This is a genomic window from Clostridium sp. FP1 (genome assembly GCF_011065975.2).
Taxonomy (GTDB): domain Bacteria; phylum Bacillota; class Clostridia; order Clostridiales; family Clostridiaceae; genus Clostridium_AD; species Clostridium_AD tagluense.
Genome location: NZ_JAAMNJ020000001.1, coordinates 898,614 through 911,953 on the forward strand (window position 1 = coordinate 898,614; position 13,340 = coordinate 911,953).

10 protein-coding genes are annotated in these 13,340 nt (G+C 31.8%); 8 read left to right on the forward strand and 2 right to left on the reverse strand.

What is annotated here, in order from left to right; genetic code table 11:
• Positions 1–14: 14 nt before the first annotated feature.
• Positions 15–740: a LytR/AlgR family response regulator transcription factor gene (locus G9F70_RS04510; protein ID WP_164944800.1), complete on the reverse strand. Its 726-nt coding sequence runs from the start codon at positions 738–740 to the stop codon at positions 15–17.
• Positions 741–1,056: 316 nt separating this feature from the next.
• Between G9F70_RS04510 and G9F70_RS04515 the strand changes: the two genes are divergently transcribed.
• From G9F70_RS04515 to G9F70_RS04540, 6 genes are all read left to right on the forward strand, one after another.
• Positions 1,057–1,980, forward strand: coding sequence for an ABC transporter ATP-binding protein (locus tag G9F70_RS04515; protein WP_164944799.1), 924 nt, complete (start codon positions 1,057–1,059; stop codon positions 1,978–1,980).
• 1 nt (position 1,981) lies between these two features.
• Positions 1,982–2,974 (forward strand): ABC transporter permease, encoded by a 993-nt coding sequence (locus G9F70_RS04520; protein WP_164944798.1) that lies wholly within the window; start codon positions 1,982–1,984, stop codon positions 2,972–2,974.
• A gap of 223 nt (positions 2,975–3,197) precedes the next feature.
• Positions 3,198–6,626, forward strand: a complete 3,429-nt coding sequence (locus G9F70_RS04525; RefSeq protein ID WP_164944797.1) for a pyruvate carboxylase — start codon at positions 3,198–3,200, stop codon at positions 6,624–6,626.
• A gap of 522 nt (positions 6,627–7,148) precedes the next feature.
• On the forward strand, positions 7,149–8,882 hold the full coding sequence (locus G9F70_RS04530) for a methyl-accepting chemotaxis protein (protein ID WP_164944796.1): 1,734 nt from the start codon (positions 7,149–7,151) through the stop codon (positions 8,880–8,882).
• A 105-nt stretch (positions 8,883–8,987) separates the two neighbouring features.
• Positions 8,988–9,491, forward strand: coding sequence for a hypothetical protein (locus G9F70_RS04535; RefSeq protein ID WP_164944795.1), 504 nt, complete (start codon positions 8,988–8,990; stop codon positions 9,489–9,491).
• A 345-nt stretch (positions 9,492–9,836) separates the two neighbouring features.
• Positions 9,837–11,402: an FAD-dependent oxidoreductase gene (locus G9F70_RS04540; protein ID WP_164944794.1), complete on the forward strand. Its 1,566-nt coding sequence runs from the start codon at positions 9,837–9,839 to the stop codon at positions 11,400–11,402.
• A gap of 98 nt (positions 11,403–11,500) precedes the next feature.
• Here the strand turns inward: G9F70_RS04540 and G9F70_RS04545 are convergent, their stop codons facing one another.
• On the reverse strand, positions 11,501–11,842 hold the full coding sequence (locus G9F70_RS04545; RefSeq protein ID WP_164944793.1) for a cupin domain-containing protein: 342 nt from the start codon (positions 11,840–11,842) through the stop codon (positions 11,501–11,503).
• 373 nt (positions 11,843–12,215) lie between these two features.
• Between G9F70_RS04545 and G9F70_RS04550 the strand changes: the two genes are divergently transcribed.
• Together G9F70_RS04550 and G9F70_RS04555 are read left to right on the forward strand one after the other, a co-directional pair.
• Positions 12,216–12,389, forward strand: a complete 174-nt coding sequence (locus G9F70_RS04550) for a hypothetical protein (RefSeq protein WP_224617414.1) — start codon at positions 12,216–12,218, stop codon at positions 12,387–12,389.
• A gap of 42 nt (positions 12,390–12,431) precedes the next feature.
• Positions 12,432–13,175 carry a methyl-accepting chemotaxis protein gene (locus G9F70_RS04555; RefSeq protein ID WP_224617415.1) on the forward strand — a complete coding sequence of 248 codons (744 nt, stop codon included), beginning with the start codon at positions 12,432–12,434 and terminating at the stop codon, positions 13,173–13,175.
• Positions 13,176–13,340 lie beyond the last annotated feature (165 nt).

The following is a 13,340-nucleotide window of genomic DNA, read 5'->3' on the forward strand; positions in this document are numbered from 1 at the left end:
TTAATTTGATAAAATTATTTTAATTTTTCCATTATTGTATTTTTAAATTTGTAACCTAAAAGAGCATTTTTATCATAATTTTCAAAGTAAATTTCACTTAATTTACTATCTACATGTTGTAGTTTCATTATATAGTCAATATTAACAGCAAAGGATTTGTGGCACTGAAGTATATTTTTACAATTTATAAGCTTAATAATGTTCTTTAGTGCTAAATTATTTATTTTATAAACAATATTTACTGTATGAATAAGACATATCCGAAGGGTTACTTCTATAAAAATTATTTCATCAACAAATACCTTTACCTTAATACCTTTTTTAACTTCAAAAAACACATAGCACTTATCCTTTTTAGTTTCCACTATATTATTACCATTTAATATATATCGTTTTGTTATATTCATTACATCAGTGATATCATAGGGCTTTAAGATATAATCATAACAATGCACTTGCTTAAATGCTTGATTTATATATTCAATATGAGTTGTTAAAAAGATAATCAAACTAAACTCATATCTTGGTGTTTGTCGTAGCTCTATTGCAAAATCTAATCCTGAAGAATTTTTCAGTGAAATATCCACATAAAATATATCTATATTATTCACATTTGTAATGTCTAGAGCCTCATCTTTATCTTCACATTCATATATATTTATAGATTTATCTATTTGCTGTACCATTTTTTTTAAACTTTTTCTTTGCAACTCATCATCCTCTACTATTAGCACATTCATCTGCATTCCCCCTATTAACTAATTAGCAAAATGCTTTTTTAGCTAGCACACAAAATTCAACATATTCTGACAATTGCAGGAGAATATATCTTGTTTATTGTAATTACTTGGTTTAATTTTACTATATATTACCTATAATTTCAAGTTTCTATAATAATTGCTCCGATTATGACCGGTTTTTTGCTTTTCATACGTAATTGCTTACATAGTTCTTCTTTTGTGTTATTTTTTATAAGGCAAGTCTAAAACATTTATAGAAAAATTCATGCTTATGGTATTTTTATATAAATTAAAAAATTAATTTTGGAGGCATATTATGACTAATGAAGTATTGAAAATTGAAAAGTTAAAGAAAGTAATTGGTAAGCGTACAATAGTTTCAGATGTTTCCATTGAATTAAAAAAAGGAGAAATATTTGGGTTTCTAGGACCTAATGGAGCTGGAAAATCTACCACTATTAAGATGATTGTGGGGATGTCAAAAATTACTGAGGGAAATATCTATGTTGGGGGATGCTCCGTAAAAGAGGATTTTAAAGGAGCAATGCGCAACATTGGTTGCATAGTTGAAAATCCGGATATGTATAATTATATGTCCGGCATGGATAATCTTAAAATGTTTGCAAAAATATACAAAGGAGTAGACGAGGCAAGAATCCATGAAATAGTGAAAATTGTGGATCTTGAGAGAGCCATAAATGACAAGGTGAAGACTTACTCTCTAGGTATGAAGCAACGTCTAGGAATTGGCCAAGCACTATTGCATAGTCCTAAACTTCTTATACTTGATGAACCTACAAATGGTCTAGATCCAGCAGGAATCAAGCAGATGCGTGAGCTACTTCGAAAGTTGGCATCGGAAACGGGTCTTACAGTGCTTATTTCTAGTCATATTTTAGGCGAGATGCAGCAGATGTGCGACCGGGTTGGCATAATTAGTAAAGGCAAAATTATAACGGTAAAATCCGTCGAAGAACTTATTAACATGACACAGAAGGATGATAAAACAGTTCTTATATTAAAATCTGATAATAATGACAAGGCAGTTTCACTTTTAACAGAAGTGAATATAAATTGTAGTATCCTGGGTGATGGGGTACATATTGAAACAACCAAGGAACGTGTTCCTGAAATAGTTAAAATCATATCTTCAGCAGGTATACCTATTTTGGGTATGGATAAACAAGAGAGTCAATCACTTGAAGATGTATTTATGAAGCTTACAGGGGAGGGAAAATAATATGGGTAGTTTTTTTACACTTGTTTCAATAGAAAATACAAAGTTATGGAAAAGACTTTCTACAAAAATAATGTTAATAATAATGATTGTAATTATAATAGCAGCAACTGGTATTTATAAATATTACACTGTATCTCAGAAGGCTACAAATAATATTAGTGTTTCTGATAATTGGAAACAAGAATTGCAGAAAAATGTTGACTTACAAAAAAATCAGCTAAAAGAAAATGAAAGTGATACAAATAAAGGGGCAAAAGTATTTATAGGAATGACGAAAAAGAGTATAGCTGAAGGTGAATACAGAATTAATAACAATATCAAGCCAGAATCTAAAAACAGCGTTTGGCAAATAAGTGCAGAGGTTGCTAGGGTTGCTGGTTATAGTGGAATTATTGCGCTTTTGTTAATAATATCTTGTGCGGCTTTAGTTGCAGGTGAATTTTCTGAAGGTACAATGAAAATGATGATATCGCGTCCTTACAAGCGGTCTGAGATTCTCAGTGCAAAATTTCTGGCTATAATAATTTATGGACTTGTACTATTGGCAACAACATTTATATTAAATACTATAATGATAGGGCTGCTTTTCGGCTTTAATGGCCTGGGAGATAAGGAAATGCTGTGGACAACTAGCAATATAATCTATATGCCAGCTGTATTAAAAACAATTATTATTTTCGGACTTAATTTTCTTCAGGTGCTTGTATATGTAATATTAGCTTTTGCAATTTCAGCAATATCTCGTTCTCGATCAATGGCAACTGGATTTGCACTATTCTCGCTTTTAGTAGTTAGTGGCATTGCGCAAATAGCAGCTATGTATTTTAGCTGGGGTAAATATCTTCCTTTTGGATTGTCTAATTTTGCTAGCTTTGTTACTGTTGGAGCGACTATTGAGGGAACAACACTTGCGTTTGCTTTAGGTTTATCGGCTATATATTCTATAATATTCTGCTTTGTAGGTTATTTAGTATTTGAAAAACGGGATATTTAAATGGGACAATTTAATAAATAAGGAAAATAAGACCAGCCATTGAAATGGCTGGTCTTATTTTTAGATAAAAATATGCCACTCGCATGCCACTTGCCACATGGGTGGCACTATTTTGACGGAAAAATAAAAAAAAATTGCATTTTTGCTAAAAATACTGTATTCTAGTTGGTAATGAACAATGAAAAATAAAGTGCGCAAAAGCTTAATACAGGGGGTATAAACAGTGAAAAAATTTAAGAGAGTACTAGTAGCAAATAGAGGCGAAATTGCCATAAGAATTTTTAGAGCCTGTCATGAACTCGGGATTCGTACCGTGGCGATTTATTCTAATGAGGATAAATATTCACTTTTCAAAACTAAGGCAGATGAAGCTTATTTAATTGGAGAAAACAAAAGTCCCGTTGAGGCATATCTAAACATTGAGGAGATAATAAGTCTTGCACTTAAAAAAGGAGTGGACGCCATTCATCCAGGGTATGGGTTCTTATCAGAGAACCCTGAATTTGCAAAAAAATGTGCTGGTGCAGGTATTGAATTTATAGGACCCACAGCGGAAATGATGGATAAACTGGGGGACAAAATTAAATCGAAAATTGTAGCAAATGCAGTGGGAGTTCCTACTATACCTGGAGATAAAAAAGAAGTTGAAACAATTGAGCAGGCAAAGGAACTGGCCGCGAAATGTGGGTATCCCGTTATGATAAAGGCAGTTGCTGGTGGCGGTGGGCGCGGTATGCGAATTGTAAGAAATGAAGGAGAACTTGCATCTTCCTATAGAGGTGCTAAAAGTGAAGCAAAAAAAGCCTTTGGAATTGACCATCTTTATATAGAAAAATATCTTGAAAAGTCTAAACATATAGAAGTGCAGGTTCTTGGAGATAAGTTTGGCAATATTGTTCATTTGCATGAAAGAGATTGCTCTATTCAAAGAAGGCATCAAAAAGTTGTGGAATATACTCCTGCTTTTTCAATATCCCAGGAAAAAAGAAATGAAATCTGTAGTGACGCACTAAAAATAGCTAAATCAGTAAATTATAGAAGTGCTGGAACCTTAGAGTTCTTAGTTGATACCCAGGGAAACCATTTTTTTATAGAAATGAACCCTAGAATTCAAGTTGAGCATACTATTACAGAAATGGTAACAGGTATTGATATAGTTCAAAGTCAAATTTTGATAGCAGAAGATTACGCACTAAATTCCGAAAATATTGGAATCTCTTGTCAAGAGGATGTTAAAGTTAACGGATATTCTATTCAGTGCCGAATAACAACAGAGGATCCTTCTAATAATTTTGCACCAGATACTGGAAAAATAGAAGAATATAGAACAGGTTCTGGATTTGGAATAAGGCTTGATGGTGGTAATGGTTTTGCAGGAGCTGTAATTAGTCCTTATTATGATAGTCTACTCGTAAAAAACATATCCTGGTCTAGAACCTTTCAAGATGCTATAAAGAAGTCCATAAGAGCTGTGGAGGAAACTAGAATTACAGGAGTAAAGACAAATATAGGTTTTCTGATTAATGTATTGAATCATCCTACTTTTTTAAAGGGAGAATGTAATACAGATTTTATTGAAGAAAATCCTGAATTAATATCCATTGCACCTAAGGCAGATGAAGAAAGTAGAGTGCTAAAATTCATTGGCGAAAAAGTGGTAAATGAAACTAATGGCATTAAAAGGCTTTATGATGTGCCACAAGTTCCTAAAATTATAATGCCAGAAAAATTAAGTGGTACAAAACAGATTTTAGATATGCAGGGGACAGAAGGTCTTTTAAAATGGGTTAAAAATCAAAACAAATTATTGTTAACAGATACTACTATGAGAGATGCTCATCAATCCTTAATGGCAACTAGAGTGCGAACAAAGGATATGTTAAAGATAGCAAGTGCAACATCTGTTTATGGAGGAGATTTGTTTTCCCTTGAGATGTGGGGAGGAGCTACCTTTGATGTAGCTTACCGTTTTTTAAATGAATCCCCATGGGAAAGGCTTTCGCAGCTACGATCTAAAATTCCTAATGTGCTTTTCCAAATGCTTATACGTGGAGCAAATGCAGTAGGCTATAAAAATTATCCGGATAATATAATTCGGGAATTTATTAAAGAATCTGCAGAGACTGGTATTGATGTTTTTAGAATTTTTGATTCACTGAATTGGTTAAAAGGAATGGAAGTTTCGATAGAGGAAGTTCTTAAAAGTGGAAAGGTTGCAGAAGCGTGCATTTGTTACACTGGGGATATCTTAAATGATAAAAAAGATAAATATAATTTAGATTATTATATTAAGCTAGCAAAGGAAATTGAAAAAACAGGAGCTCATATTTTGGGAATAAAAGATATGTCTGCATTACTTAAACCTCATGCTGCATTTAAGCTAATTGATGCTCTGAAAAAAGAAGTAGGAATGCCTATACATCTTCATACCCATGATACTACGGGCAATGGGGTTGCTACAGTTTTGATGGCGGCGGAGGCTGGTGTGGACATTGTAGATACTGCTTTTAATAGTATGTCAGGACTTACTAGTCAACCTGCTTTAAACTCAGTTGTTGCAGCACTTAAGAATACTGACAGAGATACTGGTATAGAACTTAAAGGGATTCAAGGAATTTCAGATTATTGGGATGCAGTAAGACCAGTTTATTCTAAGTTTGAATCGGGACTCAAATCTGGTTCTGCTGAAATTTATCGATATGAGATTCCAGGAGGTCAATACTCTAATCTTAAACCTCAGGTAGAAAGTTTCGGTCTTTCCCATAAATTTAATGAAATTAAAGAAATGTATAAGGTAGTAAATGATATGGTAGGGGATATTGTAAAGGTAACTCCATCCTCTAAAATGGTTGGAGACTTTGCAATATTTATGGTTCAAAATGACCTTACACCAGAAAATATATACAACAAAGCAATTAATATGTCTTTCCCAGATTCTGTTGTAGCATACTTTAAAGGAATGATGGGTCAACCAATGGGAGGCTTTCCAGAAAAGCTTCAGAAATTAGTTTTAAGAGGCGTGGAGCCAATCATCGCAAGACCTGGTGAATTACTTCCTGACGAAGATTTTAGTAAAATAGAAAAACACTTAATAGAAAAATTTAATATTGTTCCAGATAAAAAAGATTTGCTAAGCTACTCCTTATACCCTGAGGTATTCGATGGTTATATAAAATACACTAAGGAGTTTGGAGATTTAAGTAGAATTGGAAGTGATGTTTATTTCCACGGGCTCAGCGAAGGTGAAACCTGTGAAGCTGAAATTGCTGATGGAAAAGCCTACATGATAAAGCTACTTAAAATAGGTAAATTGGATTTAGAAGGCAACAAAGTTGTGGCTTTCGAAGTGGATGGAAATAGAAGAGAAATAAAAATAAAAGATAGAAATAACAAAGTTCTACAAGAGTTCCAAGCCTCAGAAATGGCAGATGCATCAAATCCTTTAGAGATTGGGTCGCCGATACCTGGAACTGTTTCAGCCATTTTAGTGGCGCAGGGAGACACAGTAACTGAAAATCAACCATTAATGATAGTTGAGGCTATGAAAATGGAGACTAGAGTAGGTGCAAGCATAGCAGGTGTGGTTGAGTCAATTAATGTTAAAGAAGGGCAACAAGTAAGGGCTGGAGAATTGCTAATAAATTTAAAATAAAAAGTAACATCCACGTGGCAAGCGGGTGGCAGATATATAATATATTTAATGCGTTGGTTCAAGAATTGAAATTCTTGAACCAGCGCATTTTGTTTTGATTATAATAGGGGCATAAATTTTATTAAGATTAGATTTGTGAAAATAATAGATATTTTGACAAAAAAATTGCAAAAAAAACAAATAGCTGATTGAAATATGTTATTAATAAGTGTAAGTTGAAAAAATAGTAAAAAAATACAATAAAGGGTTGATGTATATATAAAGTAAATAGCAATTTAATCGATAATAAGGTATAGGATTATAATGATTTTAGAACAGGCTTAAAAATAAAAAGTACATAGCTTAAATATTTACTGTAGTAATATAGGATTAAACATGAAGGTATTGGAGAGACAGTTGAACAGTAGCATAAGAGCAAAACATTAAAAGAATATGGTTATGACATGGCCAAAGATTTTATTATAGTAGACCACTATGTATAGAGAGTTTGAAAAATATCATATAAAAAAGGGGAGAGATAAAATGAAATTTTTTATGAATTTAAGTTTAAGGAAAAAACTTATATCAGCATTTTCAGTGATTTGCATTTTTTTAGTTTTAATAGGAGTAGAGGGCATATCAAGTTCATCAAAGATAATTGAGGGATCTAAGATTATATATAGCACTAATCTAATAGCTATTGAGCACTTGGAAGAAATTAGAGGAAAATTGAATTATGGTAGTGCTAATATGCTTAGAATTATTTTTGAAAGAGATAAATCTAAATTAGATGAACAAATAAAAATAAATAATGATTTAACAGATGAAAATGAAAAGATACACCAAGCATATAATAGTTTACCAGCTGAATTAAATGTTGATGTAGCAAAAGAAATGACAAAAATTGATGATAATTTTAAAAATGAATTAGCAAAATATACAGAGCTAAAAACTAAGAGCATTGAACTTGTGAAAGCTGGGAACTATGAGCAAGCAGTTAAAATTTATAATACACAGGAAGCGTCAATAAGACAAACTGCCTTTGATGACTTAGTTAAATTAATTGCTCTAAATACAAAATCAGCTGAGCAGGTAAATTTAAATAATATAGATCAATTTAACAAGGTTAGGAATTCAATTGTAATATATACATTCATAGCATTTTTAGTTATAATTTTTATGGCTTATATACTAAGCAAAAACATAATGGGACCATTAACCAAGATAAAAGAGTTAGCACAGAGATTATCTTCTTATGATTTCTCCATTCCAGTTATTATTACAAGAGAAGATGAATTTGGACAAACAGCTTTAGCTTTAAATGCTGCACAGGAAAATGTAAGTAGCTTAATAAAAGAAATAATGAGCAATTCTTCTGATATGAGTGCGGCTTCTGAAGAACTTTCAGCTACAACTCAGGAAATAACATCTAGAATAGAAGTTATAGACAGTTCAACAACGGAAATAAATAGCTCTGTCCAAGAAGCCAGTGCTACATCAGAGGAAATAACTGCATCTGTTGAAGAAGTTAACGCAAGTATGGAAGAACTATCTTCAAAGGCTATGGAGGGTAGCAGTAATGCTGTTCAAATTAAAGATAGAGCAAAAAAAGTTCAGGCATATGCTAAAAACGCATTGGAAAAAAGTAATAGTATTTATGAAGAAAAGGAAAAGAATATATTAACAGCTATAGCAGATGGAAAAGTTGTAGATGAAATAAAAGTTATGGCTGATGGAATAGCAGCAATTGCAGCACAAACTAATTTACTTGCTTTAAATGCAGCTATTGAAGCTGCTAGAGCTGGGGAACAGGGTAAAGGTTTTGCAGTAGTTGCAGATGAAGTAAGAAAGCTAGCAGAAAAATCCTCGGAAACTGTAAATACAATTCAAAATACTATAGTAAAAGTTCAAGATGCATTTAATAATTTATCGGTAAATAGTAATGATATACTTAAATTTATTATAGAAAACATTAAACCTGTTTTAGAACAATATTCAAAATCAGGAAAACAATATGGTGAGGACGGTGACTTTATAAGTGCCATGTCAGAAGAAATTGCATTAATGTCAGAAGGGGTGGAAGCTACGGTAAATCAAGTTAGTACGGCAGTTCAAACTTTGGCAGAAAATTCACAGCTTTCTGCAGGACGTACAGGAGATATACAAGTTAGTATTGATGAAACTTCAAAAGCTATGGAGCAAGTAGCACAAACCTCACAAATTCAAGCAGAGTTTGCACAAAAACTTAATGAATTGGTACAGAAGTTTAAGATTTAACCAGAAATAGTAAGGTATGTAATTATAAAAACTGTAGATAATTATTCTTATAAAGAGTAAAATGAAAGATGTAAAAGTTTGTTAAACAAATGAGGAGGGATAGTTATGGAGATTAATAAAATATCACAACTGGTGAAGACTATAAGTACTGGAGCAACACAATCAACAAAAGGAATTTTAGGTAACGATTCAACAGGAGATGCTAGTTCTAGCTTTGAAGCTTTATTTAATCAGATAGTGAACAATTCACAAAATACGACTTTAAATAATGATGGGACAAGTATTCCTAATGTTAATAGTAAGGATAATGTAGTTAATGGAATAGATAGTGTATCATTACAATCTCAAAGGGCTGAGCAGCTTCAACAAATGGTTATGCAACAAATGATGCAGATTATGACAAAACAAGATACAAGTAGTAGTTCAAGTATTGGTACTGTTGAAAGTGAAGATGGTTCAAATAGTCTTTTTCCAAGTACAAATAGCAATAATGACATGTCTAAATTACTACAAACTATAGCTCAAGAGCAAACTAATACTAGTACTACCAATAGTAACCTAGATAATTCAAGTCAAGTTAATGCTATTTTAAGCAAGAACAATCTTTAAATTTAGATTTTAACGACATTTCAGAAGGAAAGTCTCCTACTTCTATAAGTGGGAGTTACACGCTTTAACAAAGAGAAAACTTCAGTGGGAGTCTAAATCTCCCTCTGAAGTCGTTAATATGCAGCTCCGCAGGAGATGATTTAAGAATACTTTCATATTTAAGTTACGAATTAAGGGAACTCATTTGAGTTCCCTTAATTCGTAACTTGAAAAATCTTTATTAGCTGCAACAGGTCTTTTTTTCTTATAATTTCAGATTAAAGCATTACTAATAATATACATATTTTTAGGTATATAAACACAAAATAGATACATCCATTTATTTTTAAAGGAAGGGTGTTATTTATGAATGAAAAAAATAATATAGGTATTAATAATGAGGCAACCGCTAAATCTTATTGGCTGGATTCAACTCCTGAAACAAACTATCCTACGTTAGAAAAAGATATTAATGTTGATATAGTAATTATAGGAGGAGGTATTACAGGAATTACAACTGCTCTCCTTTTAAAAAACGAAGGTTTCAAAATAGCATTAATAGAAGCAGATAAAATAGCACAGGGAACTACAGGACATACAACAGCTTATGTTACTTCACAACACGATATAATATATAGTGATTTAATCAAAAATATGGGAATCAAAAAAGCTAAGCAGTATGCAGATGCTAATGAGGGTGCCATAGATTTTATAGAAAATACAGTAAAAAAATATAATATTGATTGTGACTTTTGTAGGTTGTCAGCATATACCTATACAACAGATGAAAATTATATAGAAACCATTATGGCAGAAGTAGATGCAGCCACGAGCCTAGGTATAAAAGCAAAATATGTTGAAAAATTAGATTTGCCATTTTCAATAAAAGGTGCACTATGTTTTGAAAATCAAGCTCAATTTCACCCTAGAAAGTATCTTCTTAAGGTTGCAGAAAACATCTCTGGTAATGAAAGCCAAATATATGAACATACAAGAGCTGTAGATATAAAGCATGATAAATTATATACTATAATAACAGATACAGGCTTTAAAGTAATAGCTTCAAAGGTTATTTTAGCTTCGCATTTTCCATTTTATGATGGATTAGGATTATACTTTGCAAGACTTCGGCCAGAAAGATCCTATGTAATAACAGCCAAAATAAAAGATGAGTTGCCAAAAGGTACATTTGTAGATTCAGGAGAGGCAGGGTGGTATTTTCGCTCACAAAATTATAGAGATGGTCAAATGATAATTATTGGGGGTCAAGACCATAAAACTGCTCATGGTGGCGACATGTTGGAGCATTATGACAATTTAAAAAAATTCGCACAGGAAAATTTTGCTGTTGAGGAATTTTTATATAGATGGTCGACTCAAGATTATATAACAATAGATGGTGTACCTTATGTAGGTAATCTTACTTCTAAATCAAAAAATATTTATGTAGCTACAGGTTATGGCGAATGGGGAATGACAAATGGAACCGCAGCTGCAAATATATTAAGGGATATTATAGTTAAGAATAAAAGCCCCTATGAGGATGTATACAATCCGTCTCGCCATATTTCAACTGATGGAATTACGAACTTCGTTAAGGAAAACTTTGATGTTGCAAAGGAGTTAATAAAAGGAAAACTTGAAATTGGGCAACACAATATTGATTTAAAAAATGATGAGGGAAAGGTTGTAGATATTGATGGAGAAAGATATGGGGCATATAGGGATAAAAACGGTGAGCTTCATATAGTTGATATAACATGTACACATATTGGTTGCGAACTAAAATGGAATAGTGCAGAATCATCTTGGGATTGTCCTTGTCATGGGTCAAGATTTACTTTTGAAGGCGATATTATAGAAGGACCAGCTGTTTGCAGGTTAAATCATTACAAAGAAAGTAAAAATACCATTGATTCAAATATAATTTGATAAAAATTATGCTATATAAAAACAGATAAAAGAGTAAAAACTCGAAGATACTTAGCCTAGGTTAAGTATTTTCGAGTTTAAAGAAGCTTTTTATTCTATTAGCCTTTAACTATAACTAACATCATTTTAAATCTTTCATTAGCCTCTAAGCCATGGGGTATGTTGGCTGGCATTAATATTATTTCGCCCTCTTTAACTATAACAGGCTCATTATCCCCTATTGTTATTGTAACCTGTCCTTCAGTTACATATACTAATGCATCTCCAGGTGCTGAATGTGTACTTATTTCTTCTCCTTTATCAAAGGCAAATAGTGTTATACTAACATTATTTGTTTGTGTTAGTGTTTTACTTACAACTTGTTTTTCTACATATAATACCTCTTCTTTTAGTCCTAATGCCGTTGCAACTTCAATATTTTTAAAAAACTTTCCATTCATAATTATGCCTCCTTATATTTTATTATTATTATTATTATTAAACTTTTGAAGCTTAATATTCGTTTCTTTAAATCTAGTTGTAATATTATTCAAAGGTACTTTAGCAAAGATCAAGAAAGTCTTACAATGATTTCATTATGGTTTAAAGCTATTTCGTCCAAGCATCTTGCTTTCTTATGACTCTATTGTATGTTTAATTTGATTAGAAAAATATGATTCAAATCAAAATATAAAAATAAATTTTATTTATACATATTTTATAGTATATTAATATAGATTAAGCTTTTAAATACTAAGATGATATAAACTATAAGTTTAAGGAAATTTCAGAATGATTCTAATGTTAGAGAAAAATTAGGAGGAAGATAAACAAATGAATTTATTAAAAAATACAAAATCCAGAGAATTAGAAAGTAACCAGGACAAGGGTTCTGAAGAAACAACACAGAAGGAAGTTCAATTTCATAATGAAACTAAGGGCTTTATTCAAGATCTGAGCAAATTGTTAGGGGAGACTGTAAAGCAGCACCATATTGTAGATAGTTAGCATGATGTTTTAGGCGAACTTGCGAGTAAAGTAAAGGTACATATGAATGAAATTTCTCATTTAACAAAAAATACTAGTGGCTTAACTGATAGTCTGTATTTAGAGGGAAATAAGCTTATAGAAATTACAGAAGACACAGTTAAAAAATCTTATGAAGGTAAGGATGCCATTTATGAAATGGTGGAAATAATAAAGTCTTTAGAAAGTGAGAATAGGAATAATACCCAAAGTATAAATGAATTGGCAAGAAAGTTTGGCCAAGTACATGAAGTTGTTCAGTTAATAACGAGCATTGCAACGCAAACAAACCTCTTGGCTTTAAACGCAGCAATTGAAGCGGCTAGAGCAGGAGAACATGGTAAGGGGTTTGCAGTAGTGGCAGGTGAGATAAGAAAACTAGCAGAAATGACTAAACAAAGCACTAAGGACATATCAAATTTAATAGGTGGGATAGAAGATGAAACAAAGATAGTTTTAAATAATTCAGGTAAATCTAATGAGGTTATTACCAGGGGGGTGAGGGCTTCTAATAATGCTGCAGAAAAAGTAGACGGAAGTTTATCTTCTATAGCAAAAGTGGAACAGGAAGTAAGGGGAGTAATGGAGCTTTTAACTGATCAAAAGCATCACATTAAAAACATGAGTAAAGAAATAGTAGATGTTGATGAGATCTTAAAAATAACATCTCAAAGTATAATAAAACACATAGAAAAGGCAAGTGTTGTAGATCGCCAATTGGAAGAAACTAAAAGACAACTAACCTCTTATAGTAAGAAATTAATTTAGAGAATGTTTATGCAGTAGCATATTGGTATGTATCAAAGGAGAAATAAATAATAAAAGTATATATTACTATAGTTTGAATTAGTTAAGGTAAATATAAACTTTCTTTTTGTTGCTCAATTTTAAAATTCATTGTTGTATAATAGGAGTATTATTATAATAATGAGA